The sequence below is a fragment of the Microbacterium sp. Se5.02b genome, assembly GCF_019464375.1.
Classification (GTDB): Bacteria; Actinomycetota; Actinomycetes; order Actinomycetales; family Microbacteriaceae; genus Microbacterium.
Genome location: NZ_CP080491.1, coordinates 1,827,932 through 1,851,480, shown reverse-complemented (window position 1 = coordinate 1,851,480; position 23,549 = coordinate 1,827,932). Strand labels below are relative to the sequence as shown.

20 protein-coding genes and 2 pseudogenes are annotated in these 23,549 nt (G+C 68.7%); 8 read left to right on the top strand and 14 right to left on the bottom strand.

What is annotated here, in order from left to right:
- Window positions 1-15 precede the first annotated feature (15 nt).
- On the top strand, window positions 16-558 hold the full coding sequence (locus K1X59_RS09155; protein ID WP_183152566.1) for a TetR/AcrR family transcriptional regulator: 543 nt from the start codon (window positions 16-18) through the stop codon (window positions 556-558).
- Between the two features lie 61 nt (window positions 559-619).
- Here the strand turns inward: K1X59_RS09155 and serA are convergent, their stop codons facing one another.
- From serA to K1X59_RS09140, 3 genes are all read right to left on the bottom strand, one after another.
- On the bottom strand, window positions 620-2,224 hold the full coding sequence (serA, locus tag K1X59_RS09150; RefSeq protein WP_220174158.1) for a phosphoglycerate dehydrogenase: 1,605 nt from the start codon (window positions 2,222-2,224) through the stop codon (window positions 620-622).
- Window positions 2,225-2,347: 123 nt separating this feature from the next.
- A complete protein-coding gene (locus K1X59_RS09145; protein ID WP_183152565.1) occupies window positions 2,348-2,683 on the bottom strand; it encodes a hypothetical protein in 336 nt (111 codons plus the stop codon).
- Window positions 2,680-3,144 carry a hypothetical protein gene (locus tag K1X59_RS09140; RefSeq protein ID WP_183152564.1) on the bottom strand — a complete coding sequence of 155 codons (465 nt, stop codon included), beginning with the start codon at window positions 3,142-3,144 and terminating at the stop codon, window positions 2,680-2,682. The genes K1X59_RS09145 and K1X59_RS09140 overlap by 4 nt, the downstream gene beginning before the upstream one ends.
- 83 nt (window positions 3,145-3,227) lie before the next feature.
- Between K1X59_RS09140 and K1X59_RS09135 the strand changes: the two genes are divergently transcribed.
- Window positions 3,228-4,169, top strand: a complete 942-nt coding sequence (locus K1X59_RS09135) for a hypothetical protein (protein WP_183152563.1) — start codon at window positions 3,228-3,230, stop codon at window positions 4,167-4,169.
- Window positions 4,170-4,171: 2 nt separating this feature from the next.
- Here K1X59_RS09135 and K1X59_RS09130 read toward each other — a convergent pair whose 3' ends face one another.
- Window positions 4,172-4,834 carry a GntR family transcriptional regulator gene (locus tag K1X59_RS09130; RefSeq protein WP_183152562.1) on the bottom strand — a complete coding sequence of 221 codons (663 nt, stop codon included), beginning with the start codon at window positions 4,832-4,834 and terminating at the stop codon, window positions 4,172-4,174.
- A 247-nt stretch (window positions 4,835-5,081) separates the two neighbouring features.
- Here K1X59_RS09130 and K1X59_RS09125 point away from each other — a divergent pair, with 247 nt between their 5' ends.
- Window positions 5,082-7,739, top strand: a complete 2,658-nt coding sequence (locus K1X59_RS09125; RefSeq protein WP_309491649.1) for an FAD-binding and (Fe-S)-binding domain-containing protein — start codon at window positions 5,082-5,084, stop codon at window positions 7,737-7,739.
- Window positions 7,740-7,802: 63 nt separating this feature from the next.
- Here K1X59_RS09125 and ilvC read toward each other — a convergent pair whose 3' ends face one another.
- The 7 genes and pseudogenes from ilvC to K1X59_RS09090 form a co-directional block, all read right to left on the bottom strand.
- Entirely contained in the window at window positions 7,803-8,831 is a 1,029-nt protein-coding gene (gene ilvC, locus K1X59_RS09120; protein ID WP_183152561.1) for a ketol-acid reductoisomerase, read from the bottom strand.
- Window positions 8,832-8,909: 78 nt separating this feature from the next.
- Entirely contained in the window at window positions 8,910-9,419 is a 510-nt protein-coding gene (gene ilvN, locus K1X59_RS09115; RefSeq protein WP_183152560.1) for an acetolactate synthase small subunit, read from the bottom strand.
- 3 nt (window positions 9,420-9,422) lie between these two features.
- Window positions 9,423-11,224 (bottom strand): annotated as a pseudogene (locus K1X59_RS09110) (acetolactate synthase large subunit).
- 51 nt (window positions 11,225-11,275) lie between these two features.
- Complete coding sequence (gene ilvD, locus K1X59_RS09105; protein WP_244632577.1) at window positions 11,276-12,922, bottom strand: dihydroxy-acid dehydratase; 1,647 nt, start codon at window positions 12,920-12,922, stop codon at window positions 11,276-11,278.
- Window positions 12,805-13,788, bottom strand: coding sequence for a trehalose-phosphatase (gene otsB / locus K1X59_RS09100; RefSeq protein ID WP_244632552.1), 984 nt, complete (start codon window positions 13,786-13,788; stop codon window positions 12,805-12,807). The genes ilvD and otsB overlap by 118 nt, the downstream gene beginning before the upstream one ends.
- Window positions 13,789-13,848: 60 nt before the next feature.
- Window positions 13,849-15,254, bottom strand: a pseudogene (locus K1X59_RS09095) (trehalose-6-phosphate synthase).
- Window positions 15,255-15,265: 11 nt separating this feature from the next.
- Window positions 15,266-16,579, bottom strand: coding sequence for an MFS transporter (locus K1X59_RS09090; protein WP_309491648.1), 1,314 nt, complete (start codon window positions 16,577-16,579; stop codon window positions 15,266-15,268).
- Window positions 16,580-16,786: 207 nt separating this feature from the next.
- Here K1X59_RS09090 and K1X59_RS09085 point away from each other — a divergent pair, with 207 nt between their 5' ends.
- Both K1X59_RS09085 and K1X59_RS09080 read left to right on the top strand, forming a co-directional pair.
- Window positions 16,787-17,992, top strand: coding sequence for a PLP-dependent aminotransferase family protein (locus K1X59_RS09085; RefSeq protein WP_258567195.1), 1,206 nt, complete (start codon window positions 16,787-16,789; stop codon window positions 17,990-17,992).
- A gap of 9 nt (window positions 17,993-18,001) precedes the next feature.
- Complete coding sequence (locus tag K1X59_RS09080; protein ID WP_220174157.1) at window positions 18,002-18,355, top strand: hypothetical protein; 354 nt, start codon at window positions 18,002-18,004, stop codon at window positions 18,353-18,355.
- Here K1X59_RS09080 and K1X59_RS09075 read toward each other — a convergent pair.
- Genes K1X59_RS09075 through K1X59_RS09065 form a run of 3 tightly spaced genes read right to left on the bottom strand, consistent with a single transcriptional unit; the run spans window position 18,325 to window position 20,946 of the window.
- Window positions 18,325-19,509: an acetyl-CoA C-acetyltransferase gene (locus K1X59_RS09075; protein ID WP_220174156.1), complete on the bottom strand. Its 1,185-nt coding sequence runs from the start codon at window positions 19,507-19,509 to the stop codon at window positions 18,325-18,327. The genes K1X59_RS09080 and K1X59_RS09075 overlap by 31 nt on opposite strands.
- Entirely contained in the window at window positions 19,506-20,171 is a 666-nt protein-coding gene (locus tag K1X59_RS09070; protein ID WP_183152553.1) for a CoA transferase subunit B, read from the bottom strand. Before K1X59_RS09070 ends, K1X59_RS09075 begins: the two co-directional genes overlap by 4 nt.
- Window position 20,172: 1 nt before the next feature.
- A complete protein-coding gene (locus K1X59_RS09065; RefSeq protein WP_183152552.1) occupies window positions 20,173-20,946 on the bottom strand; it encodes a CoA transferase subunit A in 774 nt (257 codons plus the stop codon).
- 105 nt (window positions 20,947-21,051) lie between these two features.
- Here K1X59_RS09065 and K1X59_RS09060 point away from each other — a divergent pair, with 105 nt between their 5' ends.
- Genes K1X59_RS09060 through K1X59_RS09050 form a run of 3 tightly spaced genes read left to right on the top strand, consistent with a single transcriptional unit; the run spans window position 21,052 to window position 23,537 of the window.
- Window positions 21,052-21,840 (top strand): IclR family transcriptional regulator, encoded by a 789-nt coding sequence (locus tag K1X59_RS09060; RefSeq protein ID WP_183152551.1) that lies wholly within the window; start codon window positions 21,052-21,054, stop codon window positions 21,838-21,840.
- Between the two features lie 36 nt (window positions 21,841-21,876).
- Complete coding sequence (locus tag K1X59_RS09055) at window positions 21,877-22,311, top strand: MarR family winged helix-turn-helix transcriptional regulator (protein WP_183152550.1); 435 nt, start codon at window positions 21,877-21,879, stop codon at window positions 22,309-22,311.
- On the top strand, window positions 22,308-23,537 hold the full coding sequence (locus tag K1X59_RS09050) for an MFS transporter (protein ID WP_183152549.1): 1,230 nt from the start codon (window positions 22,308-22,310) through the stop codon (window positions 23,535-23,537). Before K1X59_RS09055 ends, K1X59_RS09050 begins: the two co-directional genes overlap by 4 nt.
- The last annotated feature ends 12 nt before the right edge of the window (window positions 23,538-23,549 follow it).

Below are 23,549 nucleotides of genomic sequence, written 5' to 3'. Positions count from 1 at the left end.
TGCAGAGGATCCACGATGCCCCGACCTCCCCTCGCCCGCGAGAAGGTGCTCGACGCCTTCGAAGCGATCCTCATCGCCGATGGCGAGCGGGCCGCGACGCTCGACGCGACAGCCAAGGCCGCCGGTGTGTCGAAGGGTGGTCTGCTCTACCACTTCGGGTCGAAGGAAGAACTCGAGGCCGGGCTGGTGGAGCGCCTCGACCGGCTCACGACACTCGACCTGGAGCGCATGGCAGCCGCCGAGGAGGGACCCGTGTCGTACTACGTGCGAACCTCGGTGATGGAGGACGACGCCCTCGACCGCGTGCTCATCGCGGCCACGAGGCTCGCCCAGGGCGGCTCCATCCCCGCCGCCGACATGCTGCGCGACACGAGACGCCGCTGGGCGGAGACGATCCGACCCCACGTGCGCGACAACGCCAGTCTCGACCTGGTGATGCTGGTCAGCGACGGCCTGTACTTCAACAACTCGCTCGACGTGCACGGGCCGGAACGCCTCGTCCCTCGCAGCCACGAGCTCGCCGATCTGATCGCCCTGGTGCTGAAGGCGACAGACTGACCCACTGACACGAAGGAGGGCGGGAGCATCGCGCTCCCGCCCTCCTTCGCGTCGCAGTCGGTCAGACCTCGGTGATCTCGATCTGACGGAACAGGTCGGCGTCGATCGCGTCGCGGACGTCGTCGAGCAGCTCATCGGACACGGGCGAGTCGAGCGTGAGAACACTGAGCGCCTGTGCGCCGGCCGCCTGTCGGGCGATCTGCATCCCGGCGATGTTGATGCCCGCCTCGCCGAACTTCTGCCCGTAGACGGCCACGATGCCCGGCCGGTCGGTGTAGAGCATCACGACGTGGTGCTTCTCGATCGGCAGCTCGAGCGTGTGGTCGTTGATGCCCACCAGCTTCTCTGCCTGCTTCGGACCCGTCAGGGTGCCGGAGACCGAGAGCTGCGTGCCGTCGGACAGCGCACCGGTGAGGGTGATCACATTGCGATACTCGTCGCTCACGTCGTCCTTGAGCAGACGCACCGCGATGCCACGCTGCTCGGCCAGCAGCGGAGCGTTCACGTACGAGACCGTCTCGCTCACGATGTTCGTGAAGACGCCCTTGAGCGCCGCCAGCTTGAGCACGCTCACGTCGTAGTCGTTGAGCTCGCCATGCACCTCGACGTCGAGGCTGGTGAGCGGCGACGTCGCGAGAGCGGCGAAGATCTGACCGAGCTTCTCGACGAGGGAGATGCCGGGACGCACGTAGGGGTCGATCACACCGCCCGCGACGTTGACCGCGTCGGGCACGAGGTCGCCCCCGAGGGCCAGACGCACGGAACGCGCGACCGAGACACCGGCCTTCTCCTGCGCCTCTTCGGTGCTCGCGCCGAGGTGCGGCGTGACGACGACGTTGGGCAGCTCGAGGAGCGGACGGGCCGTGCCGCCTTCCGCGGGGGGCTCGGACGTGAACACGTCGAGCCCGGCGCCGGCGATCTCGCCAGCGACGAGCGCCGCGTGGAGGGCCTCCTCGTCGATCAGTCCGCCACGGGCGACGTTGACGACGAACGCGGTCGGCTTCATGGCCTTGAACTGCTCGGCGCCGATCATCCCGGTGGTCTCCGGCGTCTTCGGCATGTGGATCGTGAGGAAGTCGGACTCCGCGACGAGCTCGTCGAGGGAGAGCAGCTGCACGCCGAGCTGCTGCGCACGCGCGGATGTCACGTAGGGGTCGTAGGCCACCACACGCATGTCGAACGCGGCGAGGCGGGCGGCGACCAGCGCGCCGATGCGGCCGAGGCCGACGATGCCCACGGTCTTCTCGAAGAGCTCGGCACCGGTGAAGGAGCTGCGCTTCCACGCACCGGCCGACAGCGACGCGTGCGCGGCGGGGATGCGGCGCGCGAGGCTGAGGATGTGACCGACCGTGAGCTCCGCGGCCGAGACGATGTTCGACGTCGGCGCATTGACCACCATGACGCCGGCGGCCGTGGCCGCCTTGATGTCGACGTTGTCGAGACCGACGCCCGCGCGAGCGACGACCTTCAGCTTCGGGGCGTGACTCAGCGCCTCCTCGTCGATGCGGGTCGCCGAGCGGACCAGCACGGCATCGGCGTCTGCGAGAGCCGTGAACAGCGCCTCACGGTCGGTGCCGTCGACGTTGCGGACGTCGAAGTCGGGGCCGAGGGCCTCGATCGTGGCGGGAGAGAGTACTTCGGCGATGAGCACGACAGGCTTCGGCACAGTGGATCCTTCGGGGCAGCGCGGCAGGCGGGAGGGGCCGATGCGCCGCACACCATGGGGGCGCGATCGCGTCAACTCTACCCGAGCGCTCGGTGCTCTCCGTGACGTGTGACCGTGTGAGACTCAGGCGCTCGGCATCGTCAGGCTCAGCGCGATCAGGCTCATCCAGAACACCGCGACGACGCCGAGACCCGCGAGGAACACCAGTGCGAGCTCGCCCACCCTGCGCCGGCGGCCGATCACGTAGGCGAAGGCGAACACGATGGCGGGGAACGCGACGCCGAACAGCAGCGTGGCCCACCCGGCGCCGGTGAGGCCGGTCTGCGCCATCGTGATGAGGTGCGCGACGGCGTTCCACACGGCGTACGCGTAGAACAGGCCAGCCAGCCCGATGACGAGTCCGACGAGCCACCGGGGCGAGCCCGCCGCGACGGGCTGAGTGGCCTGAGGCGCGCTCATGATCCGATCACCCCCACCGTGACGAAGGGCCACGGAACCAGCAGGACGACACCGGCGAGAAGCACGGCGACCCGGATCCACGCGGGCCTCGCGCGCGTGAGCACCCAACTGGCGAGGAACCAGAGCGCAGGAGCGGCGATCGCCAGGACGAACCAGGGCAGGAACATCGCGTCGGTGACGAGGAAGGATGCCAACGGCTTGAGCCGCAGCCCTCCGACGATCCAGCCGATCGTGTAGAGGAGGTACACGCCGCCGACCACTCCGAGGATCAACAGCATCGGGGTGCTCAACCCTGCCGGTTCGTCCGAGCCGACGGGGGTGACCGTGCCGTCATCCTCGATCGTTCCGACATCTTCGCTCCCCTTCCCCACGGCGTTCCAGCCGTGCGGAAGGGCGGGATCCTTCGGTGTCGGAGTCTCGTCGCCCTCCCAGTTGAGGGCGTCGTCGGAATCGGAGGTCATGTCCCCAGCGTAGGACACCCCGTCCACTAGGCTCAGGGTTGCCCTGAGCCGGATCGGCGGGCATCGGAGGGAAAGGGAACACCGTGGCCGAGAGCGACAAGACGGACGCCGGCGTCGATCAGCCCACGCAGGGCGGCGCGACCACGGAGCCGCCCGCAGGGTGGGTACCCACCCCAGAGGCCAAGGCGAAGGCGACGCGCTTCCGCTTGATCGCCGGGATCCTCTGGGCGCTCGCGATCATCGGCGAGGCCGTCGGTATCTTCTGGCTCCTGCGGCAGCGGGTGTACGTCGGCGAAGACGGGAAGCTCGTCCGCGACCCCGACACGGGCCTCCTCGAGGAGACCGGCGTCACCGCGCAGTTCCCGCAGTGGGCGTTCATCGCCCTCCTCGTGCTGCTCGTCGTGATCGCCGCGCTGTCGATCACCGGCTCGGTGCTGTGGAAGAAGGCCACCCGTCTCGACCCCGCACGCCGGTCGGACAAGGCACGGTTCTTCGTCCAGAACCAGCTCGGCGCGATCATCGCGATCGTCGCGTTCCTTCCGCTTGTCATCCTCATCTTCCTCAACAAGGACATGGACAAGGGACAGAAGACGACCGCGGGCATCGTGGGCGTCGTCCTCGCGGGCCTCGCCGTCGTGCTCGGCATCGACTTCGCCCCGGCATCCGTCGAGCAGTACACCGCCGACCAGTCCGCGGTCATCCAGCTCCTGGGCAAGGACGAGGTCGTCTGGGTCGACGGAGGAAAGGTCTATCACGTGTGCGACGAGGTCTCCGCGATCCAGACCGGAAGCGAGATCCGCACCGGGACGACCGCTCAAGCCGTCGAAGCGGGCAAGATCCGCCTGACGTTGCAGTTCGCCTCGGAACTGCGCGCGTGCGACCTTCCGGTACCTGAGAACGACGAAGAGATCGCCGAGGCACTGCGGCAGATCCAGGCGGGCCAGGTCGACACGGTCCTGCCTGCACCCGAGTGGGCCGACTCCACCGAAGCGCCCATCGTGGTCGAGGAGGCCCCGGCCGAGTGAGGCTAGTCCGCGTCGAGCGCTTCCACGAGGCGTTCCTCCGCCGACGAGAGGTGCGCTTCGAGAAGAGCCGCCGCCCGCTGTCCTTCGCCTGACGCGACCGCATCGAGGATGTCGGCGTGCTGGGCGGCGATCTCCGCAGCGTCGAGCAGTCGTCTCCCCTGCACCTGAGCCATGCACAGCCGCACCTCGTCGAGGACGCTGCGGTACATGCGACTTGTCCGTTCGCTGTGGAGCCCGTCGATGAGAGCGGTATGGAATCGCAGATCGGGGTCGACGGTCGCGGGATCCGGCCCCGGCGGCATCGCCAGGATCTCGGCATTGGCCGCGCTCGCGAGGTCGGGGACGTTCCTGGTGCGGGCGAGATCCCGCAGGGCTGCGCTCTCGAGGCGCGTCCTCGTCCGGTAGACGTCGCGCACGGTGTCGGCATCGATCCCCACGACGCGCGCGCTCCGGTGAGCGGTCCGCACGAGGAGCCCGCTCGCGACGAGCTGCTCGATCGCCGCTTTCGCGCTGGGCCGCGCCACCCCGAACGTGTGCGACACCGCGGCCTCGGTGAGCGGTGATCCCGAGCGGATCTCTCCGCTCAGGATGCGCGCCCGCAGCTGGGCGGTCACGGCATCCACGACGCCGACGATCCCGAGCGTCGGTTCGCTGGTCGTGATCATCGGGACAGCCTATCGAAACCTCCACCTCTCGGTACACTTGTCAGACAATCTCGACGGAGCAGAGGAGCACCGTGCCGACCACACTCGCCGAACCGCTGGACCCCGCCCTGCTGGGGCCGACCACGGAAGTGCACTCCCGGTCCATCGACCGGTTCGCCCGCGCACATGATGCCTCGCACTACCTGCTGATTCCGGACGCGGTGCTGTCCCCCGTCGATGCCGAGGGGTCGCGCGAGCCTTCGGCGCGGTGCGCAGTGCCGGTCGCACGCTCACCTTCCGCTCCGGTGGCACCAGCCTCTCCGGGCAGAGCGTCAGCGGTGACATCCTCGTCGACACACGCAGCCACTTCCGAGACATCGCGGTGGAGGAGGACGGCTCCTTCGTCCGGGTCGGACCCGGCGCGACGGTGCGGCAGGTCAACACCCGACTCGCCCGCCATCGCCGCAAGCTCGGTCCTGACCCGGCAAGCGAGATCGCCTGCACCATCGGCGGCGTCGTGGCCAACAACTCCAGCGGCATGGCATGCGGCATCACCGAGAACTCGTACCAGACCATCGACTCGATGACGATCGTGCTCCCGAGCGGCACGATCCTCGACACGGGACGGTCGGATGCGAACGACGTGCTGCGTGCCGCCGAGCCGGCGATCGCCGACGGTCTCCTCGCGCTGCGCACCCGCCTCCTCGACTCGGCTGATCATGTCGCGTTCCTCCGTCAGCAGTTCTCGATGAAGAACACCATGGGCTACGGGCTGAACGCGTTGCTCGACTTCGACGACCCGGTGCGCATCCTCGAGCACCTGATGATCGGCTCCGAGGGCACCCTCGGGTTCGTCGCAGAGGCCCGCTTCCGCACGATCGAGGTGCGGCCGGCGATCGCGACCGGCCTGCTCGTGTTCGAGACGCTGTCAGCCGCGATGACCGCACTCCCCGACCTGACCCGCCTCGGCCTCGCCACGATCGAGCTCATGGATGCCGCGTCCCTGCGGGTCGCACAGGGACTGAGCGATGTGCCGGCGGCGATCGCGGAGATCGAGGTCCAGGGGCACGCCGCACTGCTGGTCGAGGTCCACGCTTCCGACGCCGACGCGCTGGCGGCCTCGAGCGCGGCGGCGCAGGTGCACTTCGACGCACTGCCGCTCGCCGTGGCTCCGCGCCTCACGACGGATGCCGCCGAGCGCGCCGGTCTCTGGCATGTGCGCAAGGGCCTCTACACCGCGGTCGCCGGCGCACGCCCCTCGGGGACGACCGCGCTGCTCGAGGACATCGTGGTGCCCGTCCCCCGGCTCCTCGCCACGTGCGAGCGCCTGATCGAGCTGTTCGCCGAGCACGGCTACGAGGGCTCGGTCATCTTCGGCCACGCCAAGGACGGGAACGTGCACTTCCTGCTCAACGAGCGCTTCGACGATGCGGACGGCGTGGCACGATACCGCCGCTTCACCGACGATCTGGTCGAGCTGGTGCTCTCCCAGCAGGGTTCACTCAAGGCGGAGCACGGGACGGGACGGATCATGGCGCCGTTCGTGCGCAGGCAATACGGCGACGACCTCACCGACATGATGTGGGAGATCAAGCGCCTGCTCGACCCCGAGGGCATCCTCAACCCCGGCGTGGTCCTCTCGGACGATCCGGACTCGTACCTGCACGACCTCAAGCGCGTGCCCACCGTCGAGAAGGAAGTCGACCGCTGCGTCGAGTGCGGGTACTGCGAGCCCACCTGTCCCAGCAAGAACATCACCCTCACGCCACGGCAGCGCATCGTGATCCGCCGCGACATGGCGTGGGCCGAGGAGCAGGGCGACACCGATCTGCTGCGCGACCTGCAGAAGGACTACGACTACGACGGCGTGCAGACCTGTGCCGTCGACGGCATGTGCGGCGTGGCGTGCCCTGTCGACATCAACACCGGAGACCTCGTCCGCCGTCTGCGCGCCGAGCAGTCGAACGCCGTCGAGGGCGCACTCTGGGGCACGGCGGCGAAGCACTGGGGCACCGTGACGCGCGCAGGTGGGGTCGCGCTCACCGTCGCCGATGCGCTCCCGGCGCCGCTGGTGCGCGGAGTGACACACCTCGGCCGGGCCGTGCTCGGCGCCGACACCGTACCGCTCTACGATGGCGGACTCCCCCGCGGTGGCACGAGGCCCCCGCGGGCAGGAGGGCCCGATGATGCCGAGGTCGTCTTCTTCGGCGCGTGCATCGGCACGATGTTCGGCGCCGAGGGCGCGGGGCACGGATCACGCGATGCGCTGCGCGACCTGCTCGATCGCGCAGGGATCCCGGTCGCGGTCCCCGAAGAGAACGGAGGCCTGTGCTGCGGCACCCCCTGGAAGTCGAAGGGTCACCTCGACGGCTACCGACAGATGTCTGCGCGTGTGCTCGACTCCCTGTGGGAGGCGAGCCGTCACGGCGAACTGCCCGTGGTGTGTGACGCCGCCTCCTGCACGGAGGGCCTCGACGTGATGCTCGCCCAGTCCGTCGCGGAGAACCCGAAGTACCAGGGACTCCGTATCGAGGATGCGACGACGTTCGTCGCCCGGGAGGTGCTCCCGCGGTTGTCTGTGTCGACGAAGCTCTCGACGGTGGCCGTGCATCCGACGTGCTCGACGACCGCACTCGGGGCGACGGGGGCGCTGACAGCCATTGCCGAGGCGGTCGCGGAAGAAGTGTTCATCCCGGAGGGTTGGGGCTGCTGCGCCTTCGCCGGGGACCGCGGCATGCTGCATCCGGAGCTCACCGCCAGTGCGACGGCGCAGGAGTCCGCGGAGATCGCCGCCGCGGATGGTGAGCGGGGCGGCTTCGATGCCTTCGTCTCCGCGAACCGCACGTGCGAGATCGGGATGACGCGGGCGACCGGCCGCCCGTACCGTCACGTCATCGAGATCCTCGAGGAGCTCACCCGACCCTGACGGGTCGAGAACGAGAGAACGGGCGCCCCGGAAGGGACGCCCGTTCTTTCGTCGATGAGAGGATCAGCGCGCGGCGCTGCCGTCGACGTAGTCCTCGTCCTGCTGCTTCCACGCGAAGAGCGATCGCAGCTCCTTGCCGGTCACCTCGATGGGGTGCTGCTCCTCCTTGGCGCGCAGCGCCAGGAACTCCTCGGCGCCGTTGTCCTGGTCGTCGATGAAGCGCTTCGCGAAGGCACCCGACTGGATGTCGGCCAGCACGCCCTGCATGCTCTCCTTGACGCGCTCGTCGATCACGCGCGGGCCCGAGACGTAGTCGCCGAACTCGGCCGTGTCGGAGATCGACCAGCGCTGCTTGGCGATGCCGCCCTCCCACATCAGGTCGACGATGAGCTTGAGCTCGTGCAGCACCTCGAAGTAGGCGATCTGCGGCTGGTAGCCCGCCTCGGTGAGCGTCTCGAACCCGGCCTGGACGAGGTGGCTCACACCACCGCAGAGCACGGCCTGCTCGCCGAACAGGTCGGTCTCGGTCTCTTCGGTGAAGGTCGTCTTGATGACGCCGGCGCGGGTGCCGCCGATGGCCTTCGCGTACGAGAGCGCCAGGTCCCAGGCGTGACCCGATGCGTCGCACTCGACGGCGATGATGTCCGGGATACCGCGACCGGCGACGAACTCGCGACGGACCGTGTGTCCAGGCGCCTTCGGGGCGACCAGGATCACGTCGACGCCCTCGGGAGCATCGATGTAGCCGAAGCGGATGTTGAAGCCGTGCGCGAAGGCGAGGGTCTTGCCCGCCGTCAGGTTCGGCGCGATGGACTCGCTGTAGATGATGCGCTGGTGCTGGTCCGGCGCGAGGATCATGATCACGTCGGCCCACTCGGTGGCCTCGGCGACGGTCTTGACCGGGAATCCGGCCTCCTCCGCCTTGGCTGCGGACTTGGAGCCCTCCTTGAGCGCGATGGCGACCTCGACGCCCGAGTCGCGCAGGTTCTGCGCGTGGGCGTGGCCCTGCGAGCCGTAGCCGACGATCGCGACCTTCTTGCCCTGGATCAGGGACAGGTCGGCGTCGGCGTCGTAGAAGATCTCGGTGCTCACTTTGTGTTTCTCCTTGTTCGTTGCGATTCGTGTCGTATCGGGGCCCACGGCAGCGCGGTACCCGGTGAGTTTCTCGGTTCAGCCGCGCAGGACGCGCTCGGTGATGCTCTTGCCGCCGCGGCCGATGGCGAGGAGGCCGGACTGCGCGATCTCCTTGATCCCGAATGGTTCGAGTGCACGGAGCATCGCGTCGACCTTGCCCTTGTCGCCGGTGACCTCGATCACCAGGGCGTCGGCGGCGTAGTCCACAACCGACGCGCGGAAGAGGTTCACGACCTCGATCACGTTCGACCGTGTGGCGTTGTCGGTCCGCACCTTCACGAGCATGTGCTCGCGCTGGACGGAGGTCGAGAAATCGAGCTCGACGATCTTGATCACGTTGATCAGCTTGTTGAGCTGCTTCGTGACCTGCTCGAGCGGGAGTTCGTCGACGTCGACGACGACGGTGATCCGCGAGATTCCCGGCACCTCGGTCACGCCGACGGCGAGGGAGTCGATGTTGAAGCCGCGGCGGGCGAAGAGCCCGGCGACACGGGTGAGAAGACCGGGGGTGTTCTCCACCAGCAGGCTCAGGACGTGGGTCGACATGGCTCAGTCCTCCTCGTCGAATGCGGGCGCGTGGTCACGGGCGTACTGGACGTAGCTGTTGCTGACACCCTGCGGCACCATCGGCCACACCATGGAGTCGGCGCTCACCACGAAGTCGATCACCACGGGGCGGTCGTTCGTCTCGAGAGCGAGCTGGATGGCGGCATCCACCTCCTCCTCCTTCTCCACGCGGATCGCGAGGCAGCCGTACGCCTCCGCGAGCTTCACGAAGTCGGGGATGCGGATCGTGCCGTGCCCGGTGTTGAGGTCGGTGTTCGAGTGACGTCCGTCGTAGAACAGCGTCTGCCACTGGCGGACCATGCCCAGAGAAGAGTTGTTGATGATCGCGACCTTGATCGGGATGTTGTTGATCGTGCAGGTCGCGAGTTCCTGATTCGTCATCTGGAAGCAGCCGTCTCCGTCGATCGCCCAGACCGGACGCTCCGGCTCGGCGACCTTCGCCCCCATCGCCGCGGGCACGGAGTATCCCATCGTGCCCGCACCGCCCGAGTTCAGCCAGGCGTTCGGACGCTCGTACTTGATGAACTGCGCGGCCCACATCTGGTGCTGTCCGACGCCCGAGGCGAAGATGCCCTCGGGGCCGGTGAGCTCGCCGATCCGCTGGATCACGTACTGCGGGGCGAGGAGACCGTCGGTGGTCGGTGCGAATCCCAGCGGGAACTCGGTGCGCAGCCCATCGAGGTACGACCACCACTCCTCGATGTCCGGCGTCGTGCTGGCCGTCGCACCGCGGAACGCGGCATCGAGGTCGGTCAGCACATCACGGACGTCACCCACGATCGGGACATCGGCGGTGCGGATCTTGGAGATCTCGGCCGGGTCGATGTCGACGTGCACGACCTTTGCGTTGGGCGCGAAGAGCGCCGCCTTGCCCGTCACGCGGTCGTCGAAGCGGGCGCCGAGCGACACCAGGAGATCGGCCTCCTGGAGGGCCAGCACCGCAGGAACCGTGCCGTGCATGCCCGGCATGCCGAGGTGCTGCGGGTGCGAGTCGGGGAAGGCACCGCGCGCCATGAGCGTGGTGACCACGGGAGCACCGGTCGACTCGGCCAGCTCGAGCAGCTCTGCCGACGCCTTGCCGCGGATCACACCGCCGCCGACGTACAGCACCGGCTTCTTGGCCTCGGCGAGCAGAGTCGCGGCTGCCTGGATCTGCTTGCCGTGCGCCTTGGTCACCGGACGGTAGCCTGGCAGGTCGATCTTGGGCGGCCACACGAACGGCGCCGTCGCCTGCTGCGCGTCCTTCGTGATGTCCACGAGCACGGGTCCGGGTCGACCGGTGCCCGCGATCTCGTAGGCTGCGGCGATGGCGCCGGGGATGTCGGCGGCGTCCTTCACCAGGAACGAGTGCTTGGTGATCGGCATCGTGATACCCACGATGTCCGCCTCCTGGAATGCATCCGTCCCCATCAGCGTCGAGAACACCTGGCCGGTGATGGCCAGCATCGGCACCGAGTCCATGTAGGCGTCGGCGATCGCGGTGACGAGGTTGGTCGCCCCCGGTCCCGAGGTCGCGATGCACACGCCGACCTTGCCGGACGCCGATGCGTAGCCCTCGGCCGCGTGTCCTGCGCCCTGCTCGTGGCGCACAAGGATGTGGCGCAGCTCGGAGGCGTCCATCAGCGGGTCGTAGACGGGGAGGATCGCTCCCCGGGAAGCCCGAACACGTCGGTGACGCCGAGCAGCTCGAGGGAACGGACGACGGCCTCGGCGCCGGTGATCTCCGGCGCAGACGATTGACGGGCGGGCGGCCTCGGCACGGCCGGGGCGGAGTCAGCAGTCATGACTTTCCTTCTGGTGATCTGTGGAGGACGCCGGATGCCGGAGCGTCCGGGTCAGCCGGTGGTCGCTCCCTCGGCGGCGGACCGCACGAGGCGCGAGTACTTGGCAAGAACGCCTCGGGTATAGCGCGGGGGAAGCGGCTCCCAGCCAGAGCGGCGGGAGGCGAGCTCTGCCTCATCGACGAGTAGATCGAGAGAGCGAGCTGCGATATCGACCCGTATCAGATCACCATCGCGCACGAAGGCGATTGGACCTGCGTCCACCGCTTCGGGTGCTATGTGGCCGATGCACAGGCCGGTTGTGCCGCCTGAGAATCGTCCGTCAGTCAAGAGTAGTACATCTTTTCCGAGCCCCGCGCCCTTGATGGCGGCGGTGATCGCGAGCATCTCCCGCATGCCGGGCCCGCCCTTGGGACCCTCGTAGCGGATCACGATGACCGTGCCCGGCTCGATCTCACCCTCGGCGACGGCATCCATCGCGGCGCGCTCACGCTCGAACACGCGCGCGGGTCCTTCGAAGACGGCCGCATCGAACCCGGCGGTCTTGACCACGGCGCCCTCAGGGGCCAGCGATCCGTGCAGGATCGTGAGGCCACCGGTCGCGTGGATGGGGTTGTCGAACGTGTGGATGACCTCGCCGTCGATCGGCTGCGGGTCGAGACCTGCGAGGTTCTCGGCGAGCGTCTTGCCGGTGACGGTCAGCGCATCGCCGTGCAGCAGGCCCTCGTCGAGCATCGCCTTCATGATCACGGGGATGCCCCCGTGGCGGTCGACGTCGTTCATGACGTACTTGCCGAACGGCTTCATATCGGCGACGTGCGGCACCTTGTCGCCGATGCGGTTGAAGTCGTGCAGGCTCAGCTCGACGTCGGCCTCACGGGCGATCGCGAGCAGGTGCAGCACCACATTCGTCGAGCCGCCGAGAGCCATCGCCAGCGCGATCGCGTTCTCGAACGCCTCCTTGGTGAGGATGTCGCGGGTCGTGATGCCCTGGCGCAGGAGGTTCACGACGGCCTCGCCCGAACGGTGGGCGTAGTAGTCGCGGCGGCGGTCTGCGGCGGGCGGAGCGGCCGACCCCGGGAGGCTCAGCCCGAGGGCTTCCGCGACCGAGGCCATGGTGTTCGCGGTGTACATGCCGCCGCAGGCGCCTTCGCCCGGGGCGATCGCACATTCGATGCGCTTGAGGTCTTCCTCGCTCATGAGACCGGCACGGCACGCGCCGACCGCCTCGAACGAGTCGATGATCGTGACGTCCTTCTCGGTGCCGTCCGAGAGCTTGACCCAGCCGGGGGCGATCGAGCCGGCGTACAGGAACACGCTCGACAGGTCGAGCCGCGCACTCGCCATGAGCATCCCGGGGATCGACTTGTCGCAACCGGCGAGCAGCACAGAGCCGTCGAGGCGCTCGGCCATCATGACGGTCTCGACGGAGTCGGCGATGACCTCACGGGAGACGAGTGAGAAGTGCATCCCCTCGTGGCCCATGGAGATGCCGTCCGACACCGAGATCGTCCCGAACTGCAGCGGGTAGCCACCGCCGGAGTGCACGCCTTCCTTGGCGCCCTGCGCGAGTCGATCGAGGCTCAGGTTGCAGGGTGTGATCTCGTTCCAGCTGGACGCGATGCCGATCTGCGGTTTGTCCCAGTCGGCGTCACCCATCCCGACGGCACGGAGCATGCCGCGGGAGGTCGTGGCCTCGATGCCGTCGGTGACGACGCGGCTGCGGGGCTTGATGTCGATGGGCGCGCTGCTGGAGGGATCATGCGAGGACATGACGGAAGTCTATTGCTGTGCGGAGGTGCGTTCGTCCGCGAGCGCCTCCAGAAGCGCGGCGATCTGTTGTGGAGTCTCCACACGGAGTGTCGCGGCGCTCTCCCCGGGCCGACCCTGACGCCGAGGTCGCCTGCGCCGAGCACGCGCATCGCATCCTCGTCGGTGACGTCGTCGCCGGCGAACAGGATGCCGGTGGCGTCGAACCGCTGCCGGAGGGCGCTCATCGCCGCGTCCTTGCCCTCGGCGCGCGAGGAGAACTCGAGCACACGGTGTCCTGCACGTCGACGCCAGTGCGGGAACCGCTCGCGCACCAGTGCGTCGATCTCCGCGAACACGCGCTCCTCGGTCTCGGGGTCCGCCCGACGCGTGTGCACACCCATGCCGAAGGTCTTGGGTTCGAACTCCGCGCCCTCGTAGCGGTCGATGATCGGCTTCGCGGCGGCCCAGAGCTCTTCGCGCGTGCCGTCCTCCTCGGCCTGACCTCCCGCGTCGGTGTCACCCTCACCGGGGAACCAGTACTGGACACCGTGCGAACCCGCCAGGGCGATCGCCGAGTCGTCGGTGTGCTCGGTGATCACACGGAGGTCGTGCATGCTCCGCCCAGACACGTAGGCGACCACGGTATCGGGCAGCGCGGCGAGCCGTTCGACCTGGGCGGTGACCTCTGGCAGCGCCCGCGCCGCCATCGGCTCGGGGACGAGCGGGGATGCGGTCCCGTCGAAGTCGAGCGCGACCACCAGGCGCGGGGTCGCGGCCAGCGCTGCGAGATCGGCGTCAGCGGTTCCGGGGTCCAAGGGCGCGTCACGGCGTCTCCAATCACAGGGGTGAACCCAGTATCACGGGGTCGAGGGATGTCAGCGGGCCCGTACTTCGGCGAGGGCGGCGAGGAACGACGACGACCAGGCGTCGACGTCGTTGTCCAGGACACGCCTGCGCAGAGAACGCATGCGACGTCCCTGCTCCGCCGGGGGCATCTCCACGGCCGTCATGATCGCATCCTTGAGGCCCTCGATGTCGTGCGGGTTGACGCGCACGGCCTGGCGCAGCTCGTCCGCGGCCCCGGTGAACTCGCTCAGCACGAGCACGCCGCGGTCGTCGACGCGGGTAGCGACGTATTCCTTGGCGACGAGGTTCATCCCGTCACGGAGAGCCGTCACCAGCATCACATCCGCGGCGAGGTAGAGCGCGACCATCTCCTCACGCGGATAGCCCTGGTGGAGGTAGCGGATCGCGGAGTGGCCCATCGTGTCGGTGTCGCCGTTGATCCTGCTCACGGCGAGTTCGATCTCGTCCCGCAGGTGCACATAGGCGTCGACCCGCTCTCGGCTGGGACTCGCGACCTGGACGAGAGTCACATCCTCGACCTTGAGCCGGCCTTCCGCGAGCAGTTCGCCGTATGCCTTGATCCGGTGGCGGATCCCCTTGGTGTAGTCGAGACGGTCGACTCCGAGCAGGATGCGCTTCGGGTTGCCGAGGCTCGCGCGGATCTCGGCGGCGCGTGCTCGCACGTCCTCGCGCGCGGCGAGCTCGAGGTAGGGCGTGGTGTCGATGGAGATCGGGAACGCGCGTGCCAGCGCGGTGCGCACACCGTCGCCCTCCGGGACGGCGATGTTCGGTCCTTTGACCTCGTAGCGGAGTCGGCGGCGGACCGCGGTGAGGAAGTACGTCGCGTCCTGCGCCCGCTGGAAGCCGATGACGTCGGCTCCGAGGAGGCCACGCAGCACCTGGTCGCGCCAGGGCAGCTGCGCGTAGAGCCCATGTGCGGGGAACGGGATGTGGTGGAAGTACCCGATCGTCACGTCGGGGCGGAGTTCGCGGACCATCTGCGGCACGAGTTGCAGCTGGTAGTCATGCACCCAGACGGTGCCCTCCTCGGCCACGACAGCGGCCGCCGCCTCGGCGAACCGGCGATTCACCGTGACATACGCCTCCCACCACTCGCGGTGGTACTGCGGCGGAGCGATCACATCGTGATACAGCGGCCAGATCGTGTCGTTCGCGAATCCTTCGTAGTACTCGGCCACCTCCTGGGCGCTCAGCGCGACCGGAACGAGGTCGATCCCGTCGGCTTCGAACGGTGCGAGTTCGACGTCGGCCTGCCCCGGCCAGCCCACCCAGGCGCCGTTCGCGGTGCGCATCATCGGCTCGAGTGCGGCCACCAGCCCTCCGGGGACGTGCGCCAGATCTCCTCGCCGTCAGGTCCCTCCACCCGGTCGACGGGCAGCCGGTTAGCGACGACGACGAAATCTGCAGCGGTCAAGTGGGGGCTCCTCACGCCAGCGGTTGACTCCAACCTATCGAGGATGGCGCGATCGTGCCGCCGACGGCCTCAGCCCTTGACAGGCCGGCGGGCGGGATGCTCTGCGCTGAGGAACCAGTTCGCCACACCGGCGGCGAAGGCGATGAGAGCCGCGACCATCGGCAGGACGAGCGCCGCAGCTGTGCCGAGGTTCTCCGCGATCTCCCCGCGACCGCCGCACCGATCGACTGCCCCACTACGACTCCCGAGCCGAGCATCGTCATCACGGTCGCCGAACGACCGCGCGGGCTGCGCGCGGCCCCGAAGCTGTACTGGGTCACCAGCGTCGGGCCGATGCCGATCCCCATGATCGCGAGCGCCACCATCATGGTGGCGGGAGAGTCGACGAAGCCGAGCAGCAGCGTGCCCGCCAGCAGGATGCCGGCGAAGACGAGCCACCGAGCGCGCATCGAGAACCGGGCAGGCAGCCACGCGACGCCCAGGGCGAGAAGCGCCGAGCCGACGCCCATGACCCCGTAGAGGAGACCGGCCTGTTCCGGCGCACCTCGATCGGCCATGAACGACGTGAGCGAGGTGAGCATCGTGCCGAAGAAGATCCCCACCCCGAGGATCCCGAGGACGACGATCAGCACCGCGGGACGGAACAGTTCGGAGACGGCCGACGGCGCACGGCCGTGCGCATCCCGATCCTGCGAGACGTGGCGGCCGCTGGGGTGCAATGCGAAAGCCCCGACGAACACCACGGTGAGCACGGCGGCGCCCACGAGAGGTGCCCACGGCGCGATCGCGGACGCGAGGATGCCGACCAGGAACGGCCCGAACACGAACACGGTCTCGTCGGCGGCCGACTCGTAGGCCATCGTGCCCGAGACGGTCTTGTCGCGTCGGGACTCGGGCATCCGCTCACCGATGATCGTGACCAGGCGCGACCGCGAGAGCGGAGCCACCTGCGGAGCTGTCGCGCCGATGCCCACCGCCGCCAAGAGCACGAAGCCGTCCGCCGCCGCGCCGTAGACGACGGCGGTGAACAGCAGGAGCATCGCACCGTTCGCGAGAGCGAGCACCACGAGCACTACACGCTGGCCGAAGCGGTCCGCGGCGGCGCCGAGGAGAGGACCGAAGCATGCGGTTCCCAGTCCCACTGCGGCCGAGGTGAGTCCGCCGAGCGAGAGGGAGCCCCGCGCCGAGACCACCACCGTGAGGACGCCGACCACCATCATGGCGAACGGAAGCCGCGCGATGAAGGCGATGAGGAAGTAGGGAAGACCGGCGAGGCGGAGCAGGCTCGGCTCCAGGGTGCGCGGGGATGCTGTTGCGTGTGTCATGGCTCTCGCGCGTCGACGACGCGATATCGGGTGCCGCCGCTGTCCGTCGGAGTGCCGACGGCCGGTAGATACACGGTGTGCGGCCGCGGGCGAGCCGCGACGGTCCCAGGATAGCGGACGCTCCCGAGAGCCGGCACTGAGACGATCGGTGCGCGACGGGTCTAGTCTGGCGTCACCCCGCACCCGCTCGTTCCGAGGAGGATCCCCGTGCCCCCAGAGCCGCAGGCCGCCGTCCCGACGCTCGATCTCCCCGCGCGGTCGCAGCGCGTGGGGAGCGCGAAGACCTCTCCGGTGCGGGATCTGCTGGCCCTGACGCAGCGTCCCGAGGTCATCTCGTTCGCCGGAGGACTCCCCGCACCCGAGCTGTTCGACCTCGAAGGGATCCGGAGCGCGTTCGATGCGGCGCTGAAAGCCCCCGGCGCGCTCCAGTACTCCACTTCGGAGGGAGACCCGCGCCTGCGGGACGAGATCGCAAGGCGCTACACCGCCGGCGGGCTTCCCACCGAGGCCTCCGACCTGATCGTCACGACCGGCTCGCAGCAGGGTCTCGGACTCATCTCGACGGCGCTGATAGATCCGGGCGACACCGTGCTGGTGGAAGAGCCTTGTTACCTCGCAGCGCTGCAGACCTTCGCGCTGGCGGGTGCTCGGGTGATCGGTGTTCCCTATGTGGACGACGAACTCGATCTCGATGCCCTGGAGCAGCTCGCCGCCGAGCACCGGCCGCGGTTCTTCTACTCCGTGCCCACGTTCCAGAACCCCACCGGCCGGACGCACGATGTCGCCGCCCGCAGCGGGATCGCGGACATCGCTCGACGCCGGGGGTTCCGCATCGTCGAAGACGAGCCCTATCGCGAGCTGCGTTACTCGGGCGATCCGTTACCGTCGCTCGCCGAGTACGCGCCGGAGCACGTCATCAGTCTCGGGAGCTTCTCGAAGGTGATCGCCCCCGGCCTGCGCATCGGCTGGGTCAGGGCGACTCCGGACATCCGCCCCTCGATCACGATCGCCAAGCAGGCCGCGGATCTCCACACCTCGACCGTCGACCAGGCGGCTGCAGCGCACTACCTCGCCTCCGGCCGCAGCGATTCCGCGCTCGCACGCATCCGGGAGGCGTACGCGGCTCGACGCGATGCGATGCTCGATGCCCTCCCCGACGCGCTGCCCCCCGGGAGCGCTTGGAACCGACCGGACGGCGGCATGTTCGTCTGGGCGCGACTGCCGGAGGGGTTCGATGCCGCAGAGTCGCTCTCGGGTGCCTTGAGCAACGACGTCGCCTACGTCCCCGGCCTCTCGTTCTACTCCGGAACCCCGGATCCGCGGACACTCCGTCTGTCGTTCACGACGTACGCCCCTGCCAGGATCACCGCGGGCTTGTCAAGGCTCGGTGCGAGCTGGGGTACGGGAAGGTAGCGTTGGGGAATGCGCTACCTCTTCAGCACCGGACTCATCGCTGCGATCTCAGCAGGGATCTCGCTGTTGCGAGGCAGCCGCGAACAGCCCATCACCTGGCGTGCCCTGCTGTCCTGGCTGAGCTGGGGCATCACGATGGCACTGGCCGTGGGTGCGGTGGTCGACATGAACCGCGAACGACGCGGCGTGCTCGTCGATGCCGACTCCCCGCAGTCCGTCAAGAAGGCGAAGAAGGCCCAGCGGCTCCAGTTCCGCTCGCAGAAGGCGCTCGCCGACACTCAGGACCACGCCAGGACGCTCGGCGCTGACACCGGGCGCCCTCGGCGCAGGACTCACCGCGTGAGGATCAGCGCCTCGCCCTGACCGCCGCCACCGCACAGCCCGACGGCCGCTGTCCCGCCTCCTCGGCGCACGAGTTCGTGGACGGCGTGCACGACGAGGCGATTGCCGGATGCGCCGATCGGATGCCCGATCGCGATGCCCCCGCCGTGCACGTTCACGATTCCCTCGTCGAGGCCGAGTTCGACCTGTGACCGCGCCACGACGGCACCGAAGGCCTCGTTGATCTCCACGACGTCGAGCTTCGACGGAGCGATCCCCTGCTTCTCGCACGCGCGCTCGATCGCCCGCGCCGGCTGCGCCTGCAGGGAGTTGTCGGGTCCGGCGGTCTGTCCGCTCGCCCCGATCGTCGCGAGGACCGGCCAGTTCCTGCTCTCGGCCGTGCGCCGGGTCGTCACGACCACGGCGGAGGCGCCGTCGGAGATCTGAGAGGAGTTTCCCGCCGTGATCGATCCTCCCTCGGCGAATGCCGCTCGGAGCCTGGCGAGGGTCTCTTCGGTCGTGTCGGGGCGGACGCCCTCGTCCGTCGTCACCCGCACGGGCTCACCGCGCCGCTGCGGCACCTCGACGGGGATGATCTCCGCGTCGAACACGCCGGCTTCCTGAGCCGCGTCCGCGCGCTGGTGCGACAGCGCCGCGACCCGATCCTGCGCCTCGCGCGTGAGCTCATACCGCGCGTTGTGCCGCTCGGTGGAGGCGCCCATGCTCTCCCTGTCGTAGGCGTCCGTGAGTCCGTCATACGCCATATGGTCGAGGACTTCCACGCTGCCGTAGGCCCAACCGTCGCGGGATCCCATCAGCATGTGCGGGGCGCGGGTCATCGACTCCATGCCCGCAGCGACGACCACCTCGGCATCGCCCGTGCGGATCATCCGTGCCGCGTCGATGATCGCCGTGAGGCCCGAGAGGCAGACCTTGTTCACGGAGTGCGCAGGCACGTCCCAGCCGATACCGGCGCCGATCGCCGCCTGACGCGCCGCGTTCTGTCCCGAGCCGGCGGCGAGCACTTGCCCGACGATGACGGCGTCCACCGCCGCCGGATCGACGGCAGCCTGCTCGAGAGCTCCGCGGATCGCGAGCGCCCCGAGCTGCGGGGCCGTGAACGCGGCGAGCTGCCCCTTCAGCCGTCCCTGCGGGGTGCGCGCCGCGGCGACGACGACGACATCGTTCTCTGTCATGATTCCTGGGTCCTTCCGTTGTGGAGAGCGGGGGCGAGGGTGAGCGGTGGCTGCGTGGCGGTGATGACGTCTTCCACGGTGACTCCCGGCGCGGTCTCGACGAGCACGAGTCCTGCGGCCGTGACGTCGATCACGGCGAGGTCGGTGATGATACGGTCGACCACTCCCCGACCGGTCAACGGCAGGGAGCACTCGTCCACGATCTTCGCGGTGCCGTCCTTCGCGACATGCTCCATGAGCACGATGACCCGACCGGCGCCGTGCACGAGGTCCATGGCGCCGCCCGGTCCCTTGACCATCTTCCCGGGGATCATCCAGTTCGCGAGGTCGCCCGTCGCTGACACCTGCATGGCGCCGAGGATCGCGGCATCGATCTTGCCGCCGCGGATCATGCCGAAGCTCGTCGCCGAGTCGAAGAACGCGGCACCGGGCAGGGTGGTGACCGTCTCTTTGCCCGCGTTGATGAGGTCCGGGTCGACGGCGTCCTCCCGCGGGTACGGGCCGACGCCGAGGATTCCGTTCTCCGATTGGAGCACGACCGTCACATCGCTCGGCACGTGGTTGGGCACGAGCGTCGGCAGACCGATGCCGAGGTTGACGTAGGAGCCGTCACGCAGCTCCGCCGCCGCCCGCGCGGCCATCTGGTCTCTGGTGAGCGCCATCTCAGGCTCCTTCCGTGGCGACGGTGCGCCGTTCGATGCGCTTCGGGATGTCGCTCCCGACCTCGACGATGCGATGCACGAAGACACCGGGCAGGTGGACCGCGTCGGGATCGAGTTCTCCCGGCTCGACGAGCTGCTCCACCTGCGCGATGCAGATGCGTCCGGCCATGGCCGCGAGCGGATTGAAGTTCCGGGCGGATTTGTTGAACACGAGATTGCCGTGCCGGTCTCCGCGTGCCGCGTGCACGAGCGAGAAGTCGGTCGTGATGGCCTCTTCGAGGACGAAGTCGCGCGGAGTGCCGTCGACATCGAAGGTCCGCACGTCCTTCACCGGGGACGCGACCGCGACGCTGCCGTCAGGGTTGTATCGGCGCGGCAGTCCACCCTCGGCGACCTGGGTCCCCACTCCCGTCTGCGTGTAGAACGCGGCGATGCCGGAGCCTCCTGCTCGGAGCTTCTCCGCAAGGGTGCCCTGTGGTGTGAGCTCCAGCTCGAGTTCGCCACTCAGGAACTGCCTCTCGAACTCCTTGTTCTCCCCCACGTACGACGACGTCATCTTGCGGATGCGCTGCGCGGCGAGCAGAACGCCCAGACCCCAGTCGTCGACGCCGCAGTTGTTGCTCACCACGCTGAGGTCCTTGGTCCCCTGCGCGAGCAGCGCCTCGATCAGCGCGATCGGGTTGCCGGAGAGCCCGAACCCGCCGACCGCCAGGGAAGAGCCGTCCGGGATGTCGGAGACGGCTTCGGCGGGAGAGCCCCATTGCTTGTCGATCACGTCTGCTCCTTCGGAATCGTGTCTTCTCCCAGCATCCGCCCTCCGTGACCACCTGCACCCGTCGGATCTTGCGATGTGGGCAGATCCGAACGTAGTGTCCACGATATGGACTCACCCTCACGCTCCGTGCCCGGCGCACAGGCGATCGCCCGCGCGGCGCGACTCCTCCGCCTCGTGACTGCCGCCGGCGCCGACGGAGCGACGTTGCAGGAGCTCGCCCGTGCGGCCGACTTGTCACGCTCGACGGCCCACCGCCTCCTGAGCGCCTTGAAGCTCGAAGGGCTCGTCGACCGGGAGGACGAGAGCACGAGGTGGATGCCCGGCCCGGAACTCTTCCTCATGGGCTCTGTGGCCGCCGCACGATATGACGTGACATCTCTCGCGCGCGATGTGGTGCGCTCGCTCGCCGTCAAAACCGAGGAGAGCGCATTCTTCTCGGTGCGCCGCGCAGACGAGACCGTGTGCCTTCTCCGGGAGGAAGGGTCCTTCCCGATCCGCTCCTTCGTCCTGAGCGAAGGCGTCAGATTCCCCCTGGGCGTCGCCAGCGCCGGTCTGGCGATCCTGTCGTTCCTTCCCGACCACGATGTGGACAGCTATCTGGAGAGACACCCTGAGCTCGAGGACCGGTGGGGACGCTCCCACCGTCGATCCGCTCTGCGCACGCGCCTCGCCGAGACCAAGGAGCGCGGATACGCCGTCAACCCCGGCTTGATCGTGGAGGGCAGCTGGGGAATCGGGGCCGCGGTGTTCGATCGTTCCGGGCGCCCGGAGTGGGCGCTGAGCCTGACCGGAGTCGAGTTCCGGTTCGGGCCCGATCGCATGGCAGACCTCGGACGCACCCTGCTCGCCCATGCGCATCAGCTCTCGGCCCGGATCGCCGGTTCCCGACGATAGGGAGATATACATACCACTGGGTATATACTCGGTGGTATGAATCGCTCGGAGGTCATCTCATCCCTGGTTCTCTCTGGGTATGCACTGGGCCGCATCGCGGCTCAGGACGCCGGGAACGAGGCTCCAGCCGCCCAGTGGCGCGTGCTGAGCCTGCTGGAGCAGGCAGGGTCGCGCAGAGTGGGCGAACTCGCCATGGCTGCGCGCACCACACAGCCCGGCATGACACGTCTGCTGGGCGGTCTGGAGCGCGAAGGACTCGTGCTCCGCTCCCCCGACCCCGACGATTCACGAGCGACAGTCGTCGACATCACACCGGGAGGCGCTTCGGCGCTCGCGGAGTGGCGCACGGAGTTCCGCGAGACACTCGCCCCGAGGTTCGCCGCGCTCACAGATGACGACTGGTCGACCCTCACCCGCGCTGCGGAGATCCTCGCCGCGCACACCACTGATCGAACAGGAGAACCCCGGTGAACACCCCCGTCACCCCCTCGGTGTGGAAGCAGCCAGCGCAGGTATGGGCGGTAGCCTTCGCCTGCGTCGTCGCCTTCATGGGAATCGGTCTCGTCGACCCGATCCTCCCTGCCATCGCGGAGTCTCTTCAGGCGTCGCCTGTCGAGACGGAGCTGCTGTTCACCAGCTACCTCCTCGTGACGGGGCTGGCCATGCTCGTGACCAGCTGGATCTCGAGTCGGATCGGTGCGAAGGCCACGCTGCTCATCGGTCTCGGGCTGATCGTCGTCTTCGCGCTGCTCTGCGCACTGAGCGGCAGCGTGGACGCGGTGATCGGTTTCCGCGCCGGCTGGGGACTCGGTAACGCCCTCTTCATCTCCACCGCGCTCGCGACCATCGTCGGGGCGGCATCCGGCGGGAGCAGCGCGGCGATCATCCTGTATGAAGCGGCGCTCGGCCTCGGCATCGCCGTCGGTCCGCTGCTGGGTGGTCTTCTCGGCGAGCAGAGCTGGCGCGGACCGTTCTTCGGCGTCGTCGCTCTGATGGCGATCGCCTTCGTCGCCGTGCTCGTCCTCCTCCGCGGCCCGGGCGAGAAGCGCACGCCCGTCCCCTTCTCGGCACCGTTCGTCGCCCTTCGTCGACCGGCCCTCGCGATCCTCGCCGTGACGGCGCTGTTCTACAACATCGGTTTCTTCGTCCTCCTCGCCTTCTCGCCGTTCCCCCTCGGCTTCGGTGCGATGGGCATCGGATTCACGTTCTTCGGCTGGGGTGTGGCGCTGGCGGTCACGAGTGTCTGGGTGGCACCGGTCCTGATGCGCCGGATGGCGCGCACGCGCATCATCCTCGTCGTGCTGCCCCTCCTCGCCGTCGACCTCATCGCAGCTGGACTCGTCGTGAGCAGCCCCGCGGCACTCGTGACGTGCATCGTCATCGGCGGCCTGCTCCTCGGCGTGATGAACACTGTGCTCACGGAGGCGGTCATGGAGGCGACCGACCTTCCGCGCTCGGTCGCGTCCTCTGCCTATTCCGCAGTGCGCTTCCTGGGTGGCGCGATGGCTCCTCCCATCGCCGCACTGCTGTGGCATGCGTTCAATGCGACGGTGCCCTACCTGTTCGCCGCGGCTTCCGTGCTGCTCGCCGCGCTGACGATCTTCCTCGGGCGGCGCGTGCTCGCACATATCGACGACGCTCCCGCGGATCCGACCACCGAGGATGCTGCGGCCATCCTCATCGGCGACGCGGCCTGACTTCCATCGGGA

Excerpts from the sequence above, each read along its gene's own strand:
- K1X59_RS09070 (WP_183152553.1), bottom strand. The coding sequence starts at position 20,171 with ATGGCGCTCACCAGAGACCAGATGGCCGCGCGGGCGGCGGCGGAGCTG.
- K1X59_RS09145 (WP_183152565.1), bottom strand. The coding sequence starts at position 2,683 with ATGAGCGCGCCTCAGGCCACTCAGCCCGTCGCGGCGGGCTCGCCCCGG.
- K1X59_RS09080 (WP_220174157.1), top strand. The coding sequence starts at position 18,002 with ATGCGCTACCTCTTCAGCACCGGACTCATCGCTGCGATCTCAGCAGGG.
- K1X59_RS09140 (WP_183152564.1), bottom strand. The coding sequence starts at position 3,144 with ATGACCTCCGATTCCGACGACGCCCTCAACTGGGAGGGCGACGAGACT.
- K1X59_RS09130 (WP_183152562.1), bottom strand. The coding sequence starts at position 4,834 with ATGATCACGACCAGCGAACCGACGCTCGGGATCGTCGGCGTCGTGGAT.
- K1X59_RS09090 (WP_309491648.1), bottom strand. The coding sequence starts at position 16,579 with ATGACACACGCAACAGCATCCCCGCGCACCCTGGAGCCGAGCCTGCTC.
- K1X59_RS09155 (WP_183152566.1), top strand. The coding sequence starts at position 16 with ATGCCCCGACCTCCCCTCGCCCGCGAGAAGGTGCTCGACGCCTTCGAA.
- K1X59_RS09055 (WP_183152550.1), top strand. The coding sequence starts at position 21,877 with ATGAATCGCTCGGAGGTCATCTCATCCCTGGTTCTCTCTGGGTATGCA.
- K1X59_RS09060 (WP_183152551.1), top strand. The coding sequence starts at position 21,052 with ATGGACTCACCCTCACGCTCCGTGCCCGGCGCACAGGCGATCGCCCGC.
- ilvN (WP_183152560.1), bottom strand. The coding sequence starts at position 9,419 with ATGTCGACCCACGTCCTGAGCCTGCTGGTGGAGAACACCCCCGGTCTT.
- K1X59_RS09075 (WP_220174156.1), bottom strand. The coding sequence starts at position 19,509 with ATGACAGAGAACGATGTCGTCGTCGTCGCCGCGGCGCGCACCCCGCAG.